This is a genomic window from Pontibacter anaerobius, assembly GCF_026241195.1.
GTDB classification, from domain to species: Bacteria; Bacteroidota; Bacteroidia; order Cytophagales; family Hymenobacteraceae; genus Pontibacter; species Pontibacter anaerobius.
The window spans coordinates 71,618-89,987 of record NZ_JAPFQO010000009.1 but is presented as its reverse complement, the minus strand read 5'-3'; the positions used below and the strand labels follow the sequence as shown (position 1 = coordinate 89,987).

The window sequence follows — 18,370 nt, the reverse complement described above, 5'->3', positions numbered from 1 at the left end:
CAGACCTGTGAAAGAGTATCTTGAAAATATAAACAAAGCCTTCGAGAGCAGGGCGCGGCTTGGCATTATGTCGGTACTGATGGTGGAAGACAAGGTAGACTTTAACACCCTGAAAGAAACCCTGCAACTGACGGACGGTAACCTGGCCAGCCACCTGCGGGCACTGGAAGAAGCAGAATACCTGCGCGTAGAAAAGCAGTTTGTTGGCCGAAAACCAAACACTACGTACCATGCAACTGATGCTGGCCGCGAGGCATTTAAAAGCCATTTAGATGCCCTGGAGCAGCTAATTTTGAACAATCGGCCAAACGACTAATTTTTTTATACATACACTTTGAACTTCAAAGTACTTTAAAAAAAACCAAAAGCTATTAACCTAAAAAAATGATGATGGTACAGCAAAACGAAATACAAAACCAGCCAGTGAACATGGCTGCATCCGGGAAACGCATGTTAGCGGGCGCAGTGATAGGGGTAGTCCTGATCTCACTTTTTCTGGTCGGCGTTGGAGCACCAGACCCAGGTTGGGAAAAGTTATGGACGATAAGGCCGTTGGTCATCGTTCCCTTTGCCGGAGCAATCGGGGGCTTGTGTAATTACTTCTTTGTTCGTTTTCACCACAAGGCAGGTGTGAGCAAGGCTGTTGCTGTGATTTTAAGCGTAGTTGTATTTATCCTTGGTTTATGGCTTGGATTTGTTTTGGGTTTAGACGGCACGCTGTGGAATTAAACGGCATCGGTTTTTAATGTATTTACCACGACACTTTAAAGTATAAAACCATGCGAGAGCAAATACTTTCCCAGCTAAACAACCCCGGCCAACTCGAAAAACTGTACAGGGCGAACAAGGCACTCTTTAAACAGGAATTCAGTGGCATCTACCCACAACTTAGCGGTAATGTACTGGCTGAGTTCTGGAACGAGCGCCTGAACTACGAATCCGATGCTATTTCATGGGGCTCCAGAAGCGAGTTGCTGTTTGTAGCGTTGGCAGCTATACTTGCCGGCATACTTGCCAAACTGCCAGCCTTCTTCCATATCAGCGAGGAGTTCTTTTACCCGCGAAACATCAGCTTTCTGGTGTTCCCGTTTTTAACAGCATACTTCGCCTGGAAAAACAAATTACCGGTTACCATACTAGCCTTTATCGGTGGGATTATAGCCGTTTGCCTAGTGTACATCAACATCCTGCCAAACGACACTAGCAGCGATACCCTGCTGTTAGCCTGTATCCATTTGCCTTTGCTGCTGTGGGTTATACTTGGAGTTTCGTTTGCGGGCGATGAACTCGGCAACTACACAAAGCGCCTTGACTTCCTTCGCTTTAACGGTGACCTGGCCGTGATGTCTGCCATGTTGGTCTTAGCTGGAATACTGATGACAGGCATAACAATCGGGTTGTTTGAGCTGATCGGTTTCCAGATCGAGCAGTTTTACTTCGAGTATATAGTGGCTTTCGGTTTACCCGCAGTACCCCTGGTGGCTACTTCCCTTACCCAAACCAACCCGCAACTGGTTAACAAAGTATCGCCGGTTATTGCTAAACTCTTCAGTCCGCTGGTTCTGGTTATGCTGGTTATTTACCTGGGCGCCATCCTTTTTTCGGGCAAAGACCCCTACAACGACAGAGAGTTCCTGCTGCTTTTTAACGTGCTCCTGATCGGGGTAATGGCCCTGATTTTCTTCTCCGTTGCCGAAAGCTCTGCCAAGTCAACCGCTGCTTCTAGTGTGTGGGTGCTGCTGCTGTTATCTGTGGTTACCATTGTGGTAAATGGCATTGCACTCTCTGCTATTTCTTTCCGGATATCAGAGTGGGGAATCACGCCTAACCGCGTGGCTGTGCTCGGCGCCAATGTTTTGATCCTGATTCACCTGCTACTCGTGACAGTGATGCTGTTTAAAGCAGCCACGAAGAAAGCAGCCTTAGGTGAAGTCGGCAGGTCCATTGTACTCTACATACCTGTTTACTTTATCTGGACAATCGTGGTGGTTTTCCTCTTTCCCCTGCTGTTCGGCTTTAGATAATTCACTCTATGGGTATTCACAAATTTTAAGTTTACAAGAATAAGATCATGGAAAGAACACTCAACATCGGAAGTATCATCGGTTCACTAGTTGGCTTAATTGCTATGGCGATAGGCATCATAAACACATTCTGGGTGAATGACCCGGGTTACGGAATCTTCATCTTTTTACTTTCGCTGGTATACTTTCCCCAGGCAGCAAGCTTATTCAAAAAAGTAACTGGCAGATCCATTCCCCTGCTAGTAAAAATCCTGTTGGGCCTATTTATACTTTGGACTGCATTAGGTGTGGGTGAATTATTTGATAAGATAGACCTGATGGTGAATAGCTTTTAATTTTTCGACTACTATAATAAATCATTCATAACCAAAACACAAAACCTATGATTACGCAAAACAAAAGACTTATCGGCATTTTGCTCACAGTAGCGTTTCTTTTGCTTATACCTCTAATGGGTATGCTGTTAACTAACCAAGTAGACTGGAGTCTGTTCGACTTTATAGTGATGGGGATCCTTCTGCTAGGCACTGGTCTCACAGCTGAGTTCGTGATGAGAAGAGTAAAGAATAAGGATTACCGCTTGCTGATCATCGCAGGTATTCTGCTGGCATTCTTCCTTATTTGGGCTGAGCTTGCAGTTGGCATTTTCGGAACCCCTTTCGCCGGAAGCTAAGGAGGCATAACCATGAAAAGCCAGTTCTTACCATCGCAAATAGTCAGCTGGATATTTGGTACTGCTGTTTTTGCAATAGGGATACTGAATCTGTTTTTGGTGCATGCAGTTCCGGGTACGGTTTTTCTAATGCTCTCTCTGCTCTATGCTCCGCAGACAAATGTATTTCTCCTGAACAGGTTCGGGTTTACCGTCCCGCCAGTAGCAAAGGTTATGCTGGGCATTGCTGTAATTTGGTTCACCTTAGGTGTAAGCGATCTTGGAGATATGATTGATTAGCCGAACCGCTACCTAGAAGTTGAGCTAAAACTTAATACAGCTTAACAAAGCTGCCGGGAAACCTACCGCTTAATACCTTCAGTTTTTCCTAAACCGAACTCGAGTAACAGATGAAAGTAAAGCTCATTTTACCCGCACTCGCAGAAGCTGAGAGCCCATTTTGGAGGCCGATCAAATATTCCTTATTCCCTCCTCTTGGGCTGGCTACTTTAGCCGCTTACTTATCGCCTGATGATGAGATTGATTTACAGGACCAGCACGTAGAAGAATTAAACCTGAATGACCATCCCGATCTGGTGGTTATTCAGGTATACATCACAAATGCGTACAGGTCCTATGCGATTGCTGATCATTACAGAAAGCGAGGTGCTTACGTTCTGTTGGGCGGCCTGCATGTTACGTCTCTTCCGCATGAGGCTGCCCCACACGCAGATACCATTTTTCTTGGTCCCGGCGAAGAAACTTTTCAGCAGTTCCTGAAGGACTTTAAGAACAAAACACCGAAGAAAGTATACAGCTCCAGCATCAGAACACTTGACAAGATCCCGCCAATCAGAAGGGACCTCATCAAAAGAAGTAAATATTTGGTGCCAAACTCCATAGTTGTTACAAGGGGTTGCCCTCACCATTGTAACTTCTGTTATAAAGATGCATTTTTTGAAGGTGGAAGGGGCTTCTACACCCAAATTGTGGATGATGCCTTAGCCGAAATTGACAGACTGCCAGGCCGACACCTCTACTTCCTTGATGACCACCTGCTAGGCAACGCAAAGTTTGCTTCTGAGCTTTTTGGAGGGATGAAAGGGATGAACAGGGTATTTCAGGCTGCGGCCACCGTAGACTCTGTGCTGAGGGGGAACCTGATCGAAAAAGCGGCAGAGGCAGGACTAAGAAGCCTGTTTGTTGGCTTCGAGACCTTCTCGCCGGCTAACCTGAAACAAAGCAACAAAAAGCAAAACCTGCAAAAAGACTACGTAAAAGCTGTTAACAGGCTCCATTCGTTAGGCATCATGATCAACGGCAGTTTTGTTTTCGGACTTGATGAAGACGATAAAGATGTTTTTAAAAGAACCGTTGACTGGGGAGTGCAGAACGCCCTCACCACTTCTACCTATCATGTTTTGACTCCTTATCCAGGCACGCAGCTTTTCAAAGACATGGAGCAACAGGGGCGCATCCTGACAAGGAACTGGGACCTGTACGACACCAGAAACGTAGTTTACCAAACTACTAACCTGACTGCCGAAGAGCTAAAGAATGGATATGACTGGGCCTACAAAGAGTTTTACAGTTGGTCCAATATCTTTAAGTCTAGTCTCAACCATCAATCTCACAAACATAAGCTAAAGCACTTCTTCTATACTGGAGGCTGGAAGAAGTTTGAGCCGGTTTGGAACTTCCTGATTAAGACGAACAGTTTGAATAGTATGCTTCCTGTGCTGGAGTCCATTTTGTCGAAAGTTAAAACGGAAGGCAAAGGTGTGCCAGCAGCGGATGTAGAAGAAATTCAGTCAAATACGTTTGTGCAACAGTTGCCTATCTTACAGGACTAGAGAGCAATGTATGCAAATTTAAAAAAAAAATGAGCTTCTCCCATTATTAGCCCCAGACAAAGGCAGAGAATTCAGAAGAGGATTTTATACTTTAAATCTCTGAAATCAAATCACAACAACAGGTCAAAGAACAGAAGAGCAGATACAATATACTAAACTTTAAATTATCTTCTAAGTAATAAATTTAAATGCCAAACGAACCACTACATGCCCCTCTCTGACGATCTCAAGAAAGCCATTGGCAGCCTGTCACACAAGGAAAAGGACAAGCTGCTTTTCCGGCTGCTGCGTAAAGACCCAGACCTGTGCGAGCGGCTGCAATTTGAGCTGGTGGAGCAGGGCGATACGCTGCAGCAGCGGCGCGAGCAGGTGGCAGAGGCCATTGAGCGGCAGGTGCAGTTTGAGCCATACTCCCCGGGCTACCTTATGATGGACATGCGCGCTGTTAATGGCATGATTACGCGCCACGTGAAGTACACCAAAGATAAAGAAGGCGAAGTGCAGCTCACACTGCTGTTGCTGCGCCGCTTCCTGGAGGAGCACTTGGTATTTATAGTGGCACACCTCTTCCGAGCCGACACGCTGCAGGACTATCTGGTAAAAAGGATGCTGTTTGTGCTGCAAAAGCTGGATAAACTACACGAAGACCTCTATGTGGAGTATGAGGAGGATGTGAATTATGTGCTGCAGCAACTTCACGGGAAGGTAGCCATCGTTCAGGCACAGAAGGCGAAAATGCCCAGAAACTGGCCCAAATAACTTTAAACCTCTTAGATCAAATCACTATCCAGTAGTGGCTCTACTTAGTTGTAATAACTTTATGTCATAGGGCAAAGTCTGTATTTATATTTAGTAAAGCGTTCATTCTACAGAGACGCAAACCTACACTTTCCGTCAGTCCACATTACGCGTTTAAACCAGAAGAGGCTTCTCTCACGAAAAGCCTCTTCTGGTTTATGGGAAAATAAAGTATACTATTGCCTGCTTAACGATTTACCAACTGCAGGTATAAACCGCACCGTTTTCAGGACGTGGTTTTGACCGGTTGTGCTGCTGGTTTTTTGAAACACGAGGTACACGTCGTGCAGTTTGCTGTCCGGCAGCTTCTGGAGGGTGACAGTGCCGGTGCCCGGTTTTCTTTCGCCACTAAGGGTCAGTTTTCCCTCTCCAACCTTAGTGCCATCTGGCGCATCAAGCCGCACCTCTACCTGATAATCGGCGGCCTCACCGTTTCCGATGCCCATCAGTTCCAGGCTACCAAGGTTAGCCAAGTCCAACTGCTCAGCTTTCACCCAACCACTGGTGCCAGGGAAGATCAGGTAAGTAGCACCGCCGAACTCAACACTGTTAAAGCCCTTCAGCGAAGTAAAATCGGCCGCATCCATCGCATTGTTTCGGAGGTAAGCAACCCCGGTGCCGGCAAGCGGTTTTATACCTGTGGCGCCCTGGTCGGTGTATGTGGCAGTAAGTTTCAAAACAGTGTTGTCTTTCTGCTTTTCATCCAGCTTTGGCATAACCTCCCCACTGGCAGGCAAAGACTTCCTGGTGTTCGCGCTGTTGCCCAAAGACAGGATCCATTTTACAATCTGCCTGGCATCAGACTCCGGCATATTCGGGTGTGCAGGCATAGAGGCGGCACCCCATACGCCGCTACCACCTTTAATTATCTTGTTGGTTAGGTGGCTCGTCGCTTCACGGTCTTTCTGGTAACGCTCTGCCACTTGCATATACGTTGGCCCGATCGATTTCTCGTTGATCGCGTGGCAGGCCTTACAGTCGGAGCTCAGCATCAGGTTTTTGCCCAGCATCACCTCCGACACAATCTGGTGGCCTCTGGAAGCGCCTGCCAGGTCTGTGCCTTCCACATAATCCGCAGAAACAAAGAGGTTGGCCATATCCACCGTACCATCCTGGTCGGTTACCTTCACGTTATACTTTACGGGTTGCCCCTCAAAGTAGAAGCTGCGGTTGCCTTGCAATGCTATATTTACCTGCGGCTGCTCATTGCCTGCATACAGTGTTAGCACCTTGCTCTTGGTTGAGGCATCTTTATCATCATACACAGTAACACTGATATTCTGATCGCCTGTGCTGGTGAATGTATGCTGCAGAGTAGGTTCCGTGGTCTCCTTTGTTTTGCCGCCCACATTCCATACATAGCGCATTTTATCGTTTTCGGGGTCTTTCGCCTCTACTGTGGCCGTAACCGTAAGTGGTGTTTTACCGCTCATTTTGTCTACGGTTAGGTCTGTAACCTTTGGCGGACGGTTGCCTGCCAGGTAATCGATCCGGGCCAAGCCCGAGTCATCGTTTTTGGCAAACCAGCCGGAGCCATACTCCAGTACATACAGCCTGCCATCAGGCCCCACTTCCATATCGATGGCTCCTGTCAGCTTGATGTCAGGCATAAAAGGCTCCATCTTATCAAAACTGCCATCCTCCGTCATCGTTACAACCTTTATCCAATTACGCATCCAGTCATAGATAAAGAGTTTGCCATCGTAGTAAGAGGCGTAGCGGGTTTCCTCCGGGAACATCTCAGAATAATAGACTGGGCCAGCCATAGCATTACGCCCCCCAGTGCCTACCTGCGGAAAATCTGGCGACTCGGCGTAAGGATACCAGATCAGGGCCTGCTGCACCGGCGGCAGCTCCTGCAAGCCTGTGTTGTTGCGCGAGTCGTTTACAGGCTTTTTCGGGTCAAAAGCAGGGCCGGTGAAGCCTTTTCCGTAGTCGTAACGGTTATAGGCGTAGTTTTTACCAATAAACATCGGCCAGCCATAGTTACCTGCTTTACGCGCCTGGTTCACCTCGTCATACCCTCTGGGGCCACGCACCTCAAGGCTATCGCCTGCAGCATCCGGTCCTACCTCACCCCAGTACAGGACTCCCTTTTTCTGATCTACGGAGATGCGATAAGGGTTACGGTGGCCCATCGTGTAAATTTCAGGACGTGCCTTTGAGTTCTCGCCAGGGAATAGGTTCCCCTCCGGTATCTCGTAGGTACCGTTTTCTTTTATTTTGATGCGGAGGATTTTACCTCTCAGGTCGTTTGTGTTAGCAGAAGTTCTGCGGGCGTCATACTGCTCATGCCCCGGGCGATCATCGAGTGGTGCATAACCGTTGTTTACATAAGGCTGCCCTTTCTCGTTGAACGGTGTGGAGTTATCACCGGTGGATAGGTATAAAATGTTATCAGGGCCAAAGGCAATGGAGCCGCCGGTGTGGCAGCAGATATTACGCTGGGAGTAAAACTGCAGCACAATTTTCTCGGAAGCTTTATCCAGTTTGCCGTTCCTGAACACAAACCTTGAGAGGCGGTTTACAGAGGTATCTGCCGGGCTGTAGAACAAGTAAATAAAGTTGTTCTTGCTAAAGTCCGGATCAGTAGCCAGGCCCATCAGGCCTTCCTCTGCGTTTACATCGGGCACTGTTGTTTTATGGTACACATCCAGGGCGCCTACCTCCTTCACATCGCCAGTTTCGTGGTTATACAGCATCAGTTCGCCCCTTCGCTGGGCTACCAGGATGTCCAGGTTCGGGAGAATGGCCATTTCTGTCGGTTCAAAGAAGGCTCCGCTGTTCAGTTGTACTTTTACAAAACGGTCGGCTTCCGGCACACGCTGAACTGTTGCTTTCTCGTAATCCAGTTCCTTGTTCTCTCCTATCGCATATTTTATACCACCCAGCACATGCTTCAGGTACTGCGGGTCCTGGTAAGACTCGTCGGTATGCCCCAAAGCGGTGTAAAAAGCACGGCCACCATCATACTCCTTGTACCACGACATCGGGTGAGACGCACCATTGGTGCCGCCCTTGTAGCTTTTCTCATCAATAGTGAGCAGCACTTTGTTATCCTTGTTCAGGTTTTTAAAGTTATACCACTCGTCCTTCCTCTTCCACTCATCCGGCAGGTGCTCTGTAGCACCATGCGTTTTATCTACCACGTTTAAGGTAGCCTCCTGCGGCTCCGGATGACTTTCAAAGTAACCGCCAACCAGCCTGCCATACCAACCCCAGTCATACTCTGTATCTGAGGCAGCGTGTATGCCTACATAGCCACCACCGGCCTGTATGTAACGCTCAAAATCGGCTTCCTGATAGTTGTTGAGCACATCGCCGGTAGTGTTCAGGAAAATTACGGCCGAGTACTGCTTCAGAGAATCCTCGTGAAACATGCCGGCATTGGTCGTGGTATCCACCTCAAAGCCATTCTCCTGCCCAAGCTTTTGGAGGGCAGCGTTACCGGCTTCGATAGAATTGTGGTGAAAGCCGCTGGTCTTGCTGAACACGAGTACTTTCGGGTCGCCGGAGCGTTTGTCGCTACAGGAAAAGAACGTAAAAAGGCCCGCTGTTAACAGGAAAAAGGCCTTTTTGAAGGGAGCTTTCGATGTCATTTAGTCTTAGTAAAGGTGATTGTTAGTGTATCCATCATGGTGAAACTGTACCTTAATGCTGTGTTGTAAGGCAGTGAAAAAACAGGGGGATAGCGGTGCTTATTCTCTGTCTAATGTGCCAACAGCAATCACTAATATAAAATAAAATACTTAAACTACATTTTATTTAGACACTTATATACAAGATTTTATATCTAATCAACAGTTGAGCAAGTTACAGCACAAGTAGCAACTGGTTTCTATGCCCGGCTTTCTTGTATAGCTTATGCTGAAAGAGTTGCAAGGCCAGAGGAGCAGAACAGCCCCAAGCCCGGTTTAAGGCTAATTTCATACTTTCTTCTCCAACCCTCCCCTTCCCCTGTTTCGTTTAATACCAAAAGTATAAATCATTAGCGTTGAAGGCTTATGAACACCCTACCCGTCAACTGGCTTACCGAGGGGCTTCTGGATTTTGAGTATAAAAAATACCTCCTGCTGGCGTACCTGCAAGCTGCCAAAACTGAGTTTGGGAAGCAGCGCCTTTACCCTATCTTCTCTGATTTGATCATGCACTACCGTAACTTGATGCAGGTGAAAGAGCACAAGCAACTGGTGTACGAGTCTTTTCCGCAGCGCATCAGCCGGGCCGACTTTGAGAAACTGGAACTGGTGTATAAGAAAATCGTGCAGGACGATGAAACAATGGAGCAGATCGAAGAGATTATACAGTATGCCACGCCACTCTTCAGCCAGGCGCTGGAGGAGGGTAAGGAACTGTATGACTTTGTGGAGCGCCACCTCGAGATCAGCCCGGTGGGCATCACGCCGATTTACCATAACGAGGGCTACCTGTTTCTGGAGAGCTACCCGGGCAAGGAGACGCGCGTGTACGTTTACCACATCACCGTTTTTGAGAATACCTACGAGAAGTACCGGGGAATCAGCACCCAACACCTGCAGACGGTACGCCGCGGCCTTACCCTTACGCATGAGCACCTGAAGGCACAGCTGATAAAGGAACGGAAGGAGTTGCCAAACCCTGCCACTTTTGCCGCCGTGTCCAGCTACCCGGTGCCGCTGGAGCAGTCGCTGCTGCCCATTGCCAAGCGCTCGCTGGTAAAGTATGTCACCCGGCTGGCTGCCTGAAACGCCCTCCTTAAGAATAAATTTTACTCAAAATTTACACAACTCAGAAAAAGCTGTAATTTTGCACCGATAGTAAAAGACGGAAACGTCCGTAAAAATTTATAGAGAAGAGGCGAGAGAATAGGCTCCCTGACCCTCTGGCAACCATCTGGTTTAGAAAGGTGCCACATCCTAGCCCGGTTAGTTCGGGAGATATAAATAGACAACAACATGCAAACCTACCAACACATACCAGCACCAAGTATAGCCGGCCGTGGATTCGCCACTGCTCAGGCTACCCTTATTCTCGACAGCGCCCACACCACACACGGGTACTGTTGTTGCTGCTGTTGTATGTGCTAATCCAGCACTTCTACATTTTGCACTGTCCTGAACTTTAACTCAGGCATTGCTGCCGGTCAGCAGCATTAAAAGGGCTTTCTTTACCGCTCTACCTGCAAAAGGTGGAGCAACGGTTCTATTTTGCCAGAATCCGCTTATGGTACGCTGGCTTTACCTTGCATCACTATTTTTAGTTATATGGATTTATCACAGGAATTACTAACCAGGTTGGACTCCTTGCGTGCCTCTCTGGCTAGTTTACCGGCTGCAGCGGGGCTTCGCCGCCTGACTCAGGAATTTGAGGGAAACATTGCTTTCTCCTCTAGCCTAGGTGTGGAAGACCAGCTCATCACGCACCACATCTTTGAGCAGGACCTGCCCATCCGCGTGTTCACGCTGGACACCGGCCGCCTATTTAACGAGAGCTATACGTTGCTGCACAAGACCAACAACCACTACGGCAGGAAGATAGAGGTATACTTCCCGAGGCACGAGGCCGTGGAGCAGCTGATGAACGAGAAGGGCCCAATGAGCTTTTACAACTCCATCGACGACCGCAAAGCTTGCTGCTTCATCCGCAAGGTGGAGCCCCTGAACCGCGCCCTGCACGGTGTGCAGATCTGGGTGACCGGTATCCGCGCCGACCAATCGGGGGCGCGCCAGGACCTGCAGCTGCTGGAGTGGGACGAGGCGCACCAGCTCATCAAGTATAACCCGCTGCTGGACTATACTTTGGAACAGGTAAGAGCCGATGTAAAAGCGCTGCACATCCCCTACAACCCACTGCACGACAAAGGATTCGTAAGTATAGGATGCGCCCCTTGTACCCGGGCCATAGCCGAGGGTGAGGACTTCCGCGCCGGGCGTTGGTGGTGGGAGGATAACTCCAAGAAAGAGTGTGGGCTACACGCAAGATAAGTTAGAAAGTTAAAATTTAGAGAGTTACAAAGTGGTTCCCTCATTCGCACAATCACTCATCCACTCATTCAAAATTATATGACAAAGAGATATCTGGATTACCTTGACCAACTGGAGGCGGAAGCCATCCACATCATGCGCGAGGTGGCGGGGCAGTTCGAGAAGCCGGCCCTGCTTTTTTCAGGAGGCAAGGACTCAATCACGCTGGTGCGGCTGGCAGAGAAAGCCTTTCGTCCGGGCAAGTTCCCGTTTCCGCTCGTGCACATAGACACGGGCCACAACTTTCCGGAGGCCATCCGCTACCGCGATGAGCTGGCTGAGCGCTTGGGCGAGAAGCTGATCGTGCGCCACGTGGAGGACACCATCCTGCGCAAAAACCTGTCGGAGCCGAAGGGCCGCTACGCCAGCCGCAACGCGCTACAAACCCATACCCTGCTCGAAACGATCGAGGAGTTTGGCTTTGACGCCTGCATCGGCGGGGCCCGCCGCGACGAGGAAAAGGCGCGTGCCAAGGAGCGCATTTTCTCGGTGCGCGATGAGTTTGGCCAGTGGGACCCGAAACGCCAGCGCCCGGAGCTCTGGAACACCTTTAACGGCCGCATCAGCAAAGGCGAGAACGTGCGTGTGTTCCCGATCTCCAACTGGACAGAGCTGGATGTGTGGAACTACATCAAGCGTGAGGAAATCGCCTTACCCAACATCTACTACACCCACGAACGCGAATGCCTGGTGCGCGACGGCAAACTGATGGCCTGGTCGGACTTTATCTACCAGGAGCCAGACGATGAGGTAGTGACCAGGCAGGTACGCTTCCGCACCGTGGGCGACATGACCTGTACGGCTGCCGTGGAAAGTATAGCCCATGACATTGACGGTGTAATCGCCGAGATTCTGGAGTCTAAAATAAGTGAACGTGGCGCCACCCGCATCGATGATAAACTGTCGGAAACGGCGATGGAAGACCGCAAGAAAGGAGGATATTTTTAATGGACATACTACGATTTATCACCGCCGGCAACGTCGACGACGGCAAGAGCACCCTCATCGGCAGGCTGCTCTACGACACCAAGCAGATCTTTGCAGACCAGCTGGAAGCCATCGAGAGCTCCGGCCGCGTGAACGAGGACGGCCAGGTAGACCTGTCGCTGCTAACGGACGGTCTAAAGGCGGAGCGCGAGCAGGGCATCACCATCGATGTGGCCTACAAGTACTTCTCTACTGAGAAGCGCAAGTTCATCATCGCCGATGCGCCGGGCCACATCCAGTACACGCGCAACATGGTAACGGGTGCGTCCAACTCCAACCTGTCCATCATACTGGTGGATGCCCGCAAAGGTGTGCAGGAGCAGACGCGCCGACACTCCATCATCTCCTCGCTGCTGGGCATCCCGCACCTGGTTATCTGTATCAACAAAATGGACCTGGTGGGCTACGATGAGCAGGTGTACAACCAGATTGTGGAGGACTACAAGCAGTTCGCCAGAAAGCTGCAGGCCAAAGACGTGACCTTCATCCCTGTCAGTGCGCTGAAAGGCGACAACATTGTGGAGGGCTCTGAGCTGACGATGCCGTGGTACCAGGGGCCTAGCCTGCTGGAGCACCTTGAGCAGGTGCCGGTTTCGCAGGACTTTAACCTGGACGATTCCCGTTTTCCGGTGCAGTACGTAATTCGCCCGCTCACAGCAGAGCACCAGGATTACCGTGGCTATGCCGGCAAAGTGATCAGCGGCACCTACAAAGCAGGCGATAAAGTAACCGTACAGCCATCCGGGCAGATGACTACGGTGAAATTCGTGGAGTTAGGCGGCAAGGAGCTGGAGGAGGCGTTTGCGCCGATGTCGGTGGTGCTGCAGTTGGAAGATGAAGTGGACATTAGCAGAGGCGACGTGATTGTGAAGGCTGCTGACGGGCTGGAGGCAGCGCAGGAGTTTGAGGCCGAGATATGCTGGATGCACAACAAGGCCCTGAAGCCGGGAGCCAAGCTGCTGCTTCGACACAACTCTACCGAGACCCGCTGCGTGGTGCGCCACATCGAGTATAAGATCGACATCAACACCCTCGACCACCTGGAGGATGTGGACCAGGTACAGCTGAACGACATCTGCCGCGTGCAGATCAAAACGGCCTCCCCATTGCTGCTGGACAAGTATGCCGACAACCGTTCCAACGGCGGCTTTATACTTGTGGATGAAACCTCGTTCGCCACGGTAGGCGCGGGCATGGTAGCCGAAATCGAGTACTAGAACCCAGACGCTCACAGGCCTGGAAGACACTGTGAGGTCATTATAGCAAAGGCCGCTGCAAGTATAAACTGCAGCGGCCTTTGCTATTTCACACCTGCTTCAGGCTTTCAACATGGAGCACAGATACGGCAAGCTTTCAGCTAGCACAAGTATGACTTTTTATGTTGCCCTCTAACGCAAGCTGCAAGCTTGCCCCATGCAGCGCCACAAGCTGAAAGCTTGCGGCAGGCACCAACTACATCAGCACCACTTCGTAGCTGTAGGAAATGCTGGCCGTTTTATAAAGTATAGCTGCCACCGAGCAGTACTTATCCATCGATAACTTGATGGCCTGCTGCACCTTTAGCTCCTCCAGCGGTCCGCCAAGTATAAAGTGCACGTGTATCTGCTTAAATAAGGAAGGAATCTCCCCCTCTACCCGCTCTGCTTTGATATTGATGTTGAAGGAGTCGATCTGCTGCCGTTTCTTTTTCAGAATCTGAATCACATCAATGGCGCTGCAGCCGCCCAGGCCCATCAGCAACAACTCCATAGGGCGCGCCCCGGCGTTATGGCCTCCTATGGCTGGTGAACCGTCAATATTAATTTCTACGCCTGAGGCTCCTGCCGCCACAAAGTGGTAGTCCTGGTCTACGCGTATAAGGTTAACTTCCATGAATCATTATCTTATACTTGCAAACTACACCTGAAGGCGGTGCGAAGCAAGTTTATACTTACTGTTTATGTTAAAGCGACAGCCGAGGCTAATTGTTCAGAACACGTCATCCCCCCTTCCAAGGCCTACGGTTCGGGCAGGGCTGTTAAGTTCCTGTTAAAAACTTTAAATAACCTCTGTCATTCTGTGAGGAACCTTGGTCGAAGGGAGGTTAAGCTTATACTACCAGCCAACAAGATCCTTTCAGAATGACAAAATGAAAGTGGGCATGCCCCGAAAAAGGTGACTTGAACAGATCAAAATATTCGGCCCTAATGCAGGCTTACACCTGCAGAACCGAATACCTACACTCGCTCCAGCGCCTGTTTTATGTCTTCGATGATGTCGTTTATACTTTCCAGGCCCACCGAAACCCGTACCAGCCCCGGCGTGATGCCCGTGGCGGCACGCTCTTCCTCCGTCAATTTGGAGTGCGTGGTAGAGGCCGGGTGCGTGACGATGGTGCGGGTATCGCCGAGGTTGGCGCTGATGCTGGCCATCTGCAGGTTATCGATGAAACGCTTGGCTGCGTCATAGCCGCCCTTCACCTCCAGCGTCACGATGCCACCGCCCTGACGCATCTGCTTTTTAGCCAGCTCATATTGCGGGAACGACGGCAGGAACGGGTAATTCACCTTCTCCAGCGCCGGGTTTCCTTCCAGTGCCTCCGCCAGCTTCAGGGCATTTTCACAGTGCTTCTCCACCCGCAGGCTCAGCGTCTCGAGGCTCTTTGACAGCACCCAGGCATTAAACGGCGACATGGCCGGGCCGGTATGACGCGCAAAGTACCGTACCTGCGCGATCAGCTCCTTGCTGCCCACGGCAATTCCTCCCAGCACGCGCCCCTGCCCATCGATAAACTTCGTGGCGGAGTGCAGCACCAGTTCAGCGCCGAAATCGGTTGGGTTCTGCAGTACAGGCGTGGCAAAGCAGTTATCCACCAGTAACAGTAAATTATGTTTACGTTTCAGCTCACCCAGCCAGGCCAGGTCGATCAGCTCCAGGCCCGGGTTAGAGGGCGTTTCGATAAGTATAAGTTTGGTCTCCGGCTTGATCAGGCTCTCCCATTCCTCCGGCTTGCTAGCATCGGCGTAAGTATAGGTTACCCCCCATTTCGGGAAAATATTGGTGAGCAACTGATGGGTGGAGCCGAACAGCGAACGGCAGGCCAGCACATGGTCGCCGGACTGCAGCAGCGCCCCCAGGCTGCCGAAAATAGCGCCCATCCCGGAGGCGAAGGCAAAGCCATCCTCAGCCTTCTCGAGGTGGCACATCTTTTCCAGCAACTCGTCTACGTTCGGGTTGGCATAGCGGGAGTATACCTGGCCCTGCTCCTCCTCGGCAAACACGGCGCGCGCCTGCTCGGCATCCTCAAAAACAAAGCTGGAGGTTAAGTATAAAGGCACCGAGTGCTCCCGGTAGTGTGATCGTGGCGTCTGGAGGCGTATAGCCCCGGTGGTGTTGTCACTCATGAATTATTGGTTTTCTAGTTAGGTTAGATAATGTATTGTCTGAATCAGGATTTACAGGATTTAATGATGGACAAGATTTATAAAGAGCAAGCTAGCATTACTTAGCCGGTATTCTGATACTTTTTGGCTGTTCGCTCGGACAGGTCGCGACCTGTCCGAGCGAGCGCTATTTCATATTTATAATTCCTAATTCTTCATTCATCATTAAAAAGGCAGTGTCATCACGATCAGCCTAAGGCTCACGATGATCACCACGATGCCCACAATGATCATCATGGTTTTAACCGGCAAGCGACGCGCCATTATGGCCCCGATGGGGGCTGAGATAGAGCCGCCAAGTATGAGTCCTACTATAATCTGCCAGTGCGAGATACCTGCAAAAGCAACAAAAGTGGATGAACTGGCAATCGACACAAAAAACTCTGCCAGGTTCACCGAGCCAATGGTATACATCGGATTACGGCCTTTGGCAATCAGCGTGGATGACACGATCGGGCCCCAGCCCCCGCCGCCAATGGCATCCAGGAAACCGCCTGCCGTAGCCAGAAAGCCCAGCCGCTTCACCGGTTTTTTCTTTACTTTCTTGCGCAGCACTTTCCGCAAAATAAGTATACCCAGCACCAACGTATAAGCCGCTACAATAGGCTTGATGATGTACAGATACTCCTCAAAACTGAACAGCAGGTAGGCCCCAAGTATGGCCCCCAGAACGCCGGGCAGCACAATGTTCTTAAACAGCTTGCTGTTCACGTTACCGAACTTCAGGTGCATCCAACCCGACACGCCAGAGGTAAAGATCTCCGAAGCGTGCACGCTGGCGCTGGCCGCCACAGGGCTAACGCCAAAACTCAGCAGGAAAGTGGTCGCGCTCACCCCGTAGGCCATCCCCAGGGCACCGTCAATCAGCTGCGCCACAAAACCGGCAAGTATAAAAATCAGGATATCGGAGTCTACCTGCCCAGCAAGGTTCAGGGCGGTGTTACCAATGGTCCGGAACGGGATGTAGGTGAACAGCAGATGGCCGGTTACCATTAGCGCGATGGCGGCAAACACCATCACCAACACCGACGTCATTTTATACTTTGGTTTCTTCTGCTGTACGGGTGCCACCAAGCCTTCCGTCAGTTCATTCAGCCGCTTTACCTTTTCGGCAAAGTCGCCGTTGAGCTGCGCCCTTATCCTGCCCATTTTGCCCAGCACCTGGTCTATCTCTTCCGGGAATGCTTCGTTCAGCACCTCCTTCACGCGCTTGGCCACCGTAGGCGACTGCCCGTTGGTGGAGATACCCATTTTCAGGCTGCCTTTCTGCACCACCGATCCCAGGTAAAAATCACACTGCTCGGGCGTATCGGCCACGTTGGCAAGGATCTTCCTGGATTTTGCCAGATCTCGGATAGCCTTGTTCAGCACCTTATCGTCTGTGGCGACCAGCACCAAATCCCTATCCGCCAGATCCTCCTCCTGAAACTCGCGCACCACCAGCTCTACGTGCGGGTAGTTTGCTACCAAAGCCCAGATCTCCGTTTCTATCTGCGGGGCAACCAGCCTAACCTTTGCCCTGGGGCTGTTGGCAAGTATGGCCGATAGCTTTTCCAGCCCTACAAAGCCGCCACCCACCACCAGCGTCCGCAGTTGCTCCAGTTTCAGAAAAACCGGGAATAGCGGGTTAGCTGAGGCGGAGCGGCCCTGAGGGATGGCCTCCGAAGTATACTCTTCCCGAATGTTATCCATGTGGCTAATACTTAATTATGCGCTCAGTGCCACCAGCTCCTGCTGCTTCTGCAGACCAAGCGTGTAGCGCAAAGCCGGATGAAAATTCACCACCTCTCCTATCACGATGATGGCCGGGGCACCAACTTGCTGCGCCTCCACGCGCTCCACGATGTTGTGCACATTGCCCAAGGCAATCCGCTCGTCGGGCAGCGAGCCGTTCTGGATCACCGCTACGGGTGTGTCGGCCTTGCCTGCGGCGCTGAAGATGGCTGCTATCTGGGCCAGTTTGCTCACCCCCATTAAAATGATCACGGTGGCATTGGATTGCGCGCCCAGCACCACGTCAGAGGAAATCTCCCCGGAGCTGGTGGTACCCGTAATCACCCAGAAACTCTCGTTCACGCCCCGGATGGTAAGCGGAATCTGCTGCAGCTCGGGCACCGCAATGGAACTGGAGATGCCTGGCACCACCGCCGTCTCGATGTTGAACTTGTCGGCATGCTCCAGCTCCTCGTAGCCCCGGCCAAACACAAAGGAGTCGCCGCCTTTGAGGCGCACCACGTGCCCGTGCGAGAAGGCAAAATCCACGATCAGGTTGTTAATCTCGCCCTGCTTCAGGGAATGCGCCCCGGCGCGTTTGCCTACATAGATCTTCGGCACACCGGCCGGCGCATACTTCAGCAGCTCCGAGTTTACCAGCGCGTCATACAGCACCACGTCGGCCTGCTGCAGTGCCTTCACCCCTTTCAGGCTGATCAGGTCCTCATCGCCGGGGCCGGCGCCCACAAGCGTCAGTTTTGGCAGTTTATACTTTGTTATAGATGGCTGCTGTGCTGCAGCGGTTGTTCGTATTTCTTTTCTTCTTGATGCCATTTTTGCAAAATTTTGAATGAGTGAATGACTGAATGAGTGCGCGTGTATGGTGAATATTCTGGCTGTAGTTATTTCCTGAAAATTC

General features: G+C 50.9%; 17 protein-coding genes and 1 riboswitch. Of the genes, 12 read left to right on the top strand and 5 right to left on the bottom strand.

Annotation, left to right across the window (positions count from 1 at the left end):
- Positions 1-7: 7 nt before the first annotated feature.
- From OO017_RS13955 to OO017_RS13920, 8 genes are all read left to right on the top strand, one after another.
- Entirely contained in the window at positions 8-316 is a 309-nt protein-coding gene (locus OO017_RS13955) for a winged helix-turn-helix domain-containing protein (RefSeq protein ID WP_266053147.1), read from the top strand.
- A gap of 68 nt (positions 317-384) precedes the next feature.
- Complete coding sequence (locus OO017_RS13950) at positions 385-729, top strand: potassium transporter KefB (protein WP_266053146.1); 345 nt, start codon at positions 385-387, stop codon at positions 727-729.
- A gap of 50 nt (positions 730-779) precedes the next feature.
- A complete protein-coding gene (locus OO017_RS13945) occupies positions 780-2,024 on the top strand; it encodes a hypothetical protein (protein ID WP_266053145.1) in 1,245 nt (414 codons plus the stop codon).
- 47 nt (positions 2,025-2,071) lie between these two features.
- Positions 2,072-2,359, top strand: coding sequence for a hypothetical protein (locus OO017_RS13940; protein WP_266053144.1), 288 nt, complete (start codon positions 2,072-2,074; stop codon positions 2,357-2,359).
- Positions 2,360-2,406: 47 nt separating this feature from the next.
- On the top strand, positions 2,407-2,697 hold the full coding sequence (locus tag OO017_RS13935) for a hypothetical protein (RefSeq protein ID WP_266053143.1): 291 nt from the start codon (positions 2,407-2,409) through the stop codon (positions 2,695-2,697).
- A gap of 12 nt (positions 2,698-2,709) precedes the next feature.
- The gene (locus tag OO017_RS13930) at positions 2,710-2,976 is read left to right on the top strand and encodes a hypothetical protein (protein ID WP_266053142.1); all 267 of its coding nucleotides are present in this window, start codon (positions 2,710-2,712) and stop codon (positions 2,974-2,976) included.
- A 110-nt stretch (positions 2,977-3,086) separates the two neighbouring features.
- Positions 3,087-4,529, top strand: coding sequence for a B12-binding domain-containing radical SAM protein (locus tag OO017_RS13925; RefSeq protein WP_266053141.1), 1,443 nt, complete (start codon positions 3,087-3,089; stop codon positions 4,527-4,529).
- Between the two features lie 207 nt (positions 4,530-4,736).
- A complete protein-coding gene (locus OO017_RS13920) occupies positions 4,737-5,288 on the top strand; it encodes a hypothetical protein (protein WP_266053139.1) in 552 nt (183 codons plus the stop codon).
- A gap of 215 nt (positions 5,289-5,503) precedes the next feature.
- Here OO017_RS13920 and OO017_RS13915 read toward each other — a convergent pair whose 3' ends face one another.
- Entirely contained in the window at positions 5,504-8,926 is a 3,423-nt protein-coding gene (locus OO017_RS13915) for a ThuA domain-containing protein (protein ID WP_266053138.1), read from the bottom strand.
- A gap of 405 nt (positions 8,927-9,331) precedes the next feature.
- Between OO017_RS13915 and OO017_RS13910 the strand changes: the two genes are divergently transcribed.
- The 4 genes from OO017_RS13910 (at position 9,332) to OO017_RS13895 (ending at position 13,533) form a co-directional block, all read left to right on the top strand.
- Positions 9,332-10,051 (top strand): hypothetical protein, encoded by a 720-nt coding sequence (locus tag OO017_RS13910; RefSeq protein ID WP_266053137.1) that lies wholly within the window; start codon positions 9,332-9,334, stop codon positions 10,049-10,051.
- A gap of 96 nt (positions 10,052-10,147) precedes the next feature.
- A riboswitch (SAM riboswitch) is annotated at positions 10,148-10,252 on the top strand.
- Positions 10,253-10,570: 318 nt separating this feature from the next.
- Positions 10,571-11,290: a phosphoadenylyl-sulfate reductase gene (locus OO017_RS13905; RefSeq protein WP_266053136.1), complete on the top strand. Its 720-nt coding sequence runs from the start codon at positions 10,571-10,573 to the stop codon at positions 11,288-11,290.
- Positions 11,291-11,368: 78 nt separating this feature from the next.
- Positions 11,369-12,277, top strand: a complete 909-nt coding sequence (gene cysD / locus OO017_RS13900) for a sulfate adenylyltransferase subunit CysD (RefSeq protein WP_266053135.1) — start codon at positions 11,369-11,371, stop codon at positions 12,275-12,277.
- Positions 12,277-13,533: a sulfate adenylyltransferase subunit 1 gene (locus OO017_RS13895; RefSeq protein ID WP_266053134.1), complete on the top strand. Its 1,257-nt coding sequence runs from the start codon at positions 12,277-12,279 to the stop codon at positions 13,531-13,533. The genes cysD and OO017_RS13895 overlap by 1 nt, the downstream gene beginning before the upstream one ends.
- A gap of 235 nt (positions 13,534-13,768) precedes the next feature.
- On the opposite strand, the gene OO017_RS13890 is transcribed toward OO017_RS13895, so the two are convergent.
- The 4 genes from OO017_RS13890 to cobA all read right to left on the bottom strand — a co-directional run bounded on the left by OO017_RS13890 (position 13,769) and on the right by cobA (position 18,285).
- Positions 13,769-14,188: an OsmC family protein gene (locus tag OO017_RS13890; RefSeq protein WP_266053133.1), complete on the bottom strand. Its 420-nt coding sequence runs from the start codon at positions 14,186-14,188 to the stop codon at positions 13,769-13,771.
- A gap of 344 nt (positions 14,189-14,532) precedes the next feature.
- Complete coding sequence (locus OO017_RS13885; protein WP_266053132.1) at positions 14,533-15,699, bottom strand: trans-sulfuration enzyme family protein; 1,167 nt, start codon at positions 15,697-15,699, stop codon at positions 14,533-14,535.
- Between the two features lie 204 nt (positions 15,700-15,903).
- The gene (locus OO017_RS20055; RefSeq protein ID WP_369426435.1) at positions 15,904-17,430 is read right to left on the bottom strand and encodes a TSUP family transporter; all 1,527 of its coding nucleotides are present in this window, start codon (positions 17,428-17,430) and stop codon (positions 15,904-15,906) included.
- A gap of 15 nt (positions 17,431-17,445) precedes the next feature.
- Positions 17,446-18,285, bottom strand: a complete 840-nt coding sequence (gene cobA, locus OO017_RS13870; RefSeq protein ID WP_266053131.1) for a uroporphyrinogen-III C-methyltransferase — start codon at positions 18,283-18,285, stop codon at positions 17,446-17,448.
- Positions 18,286-18,370: the final 85 nt, after the last annotated feature.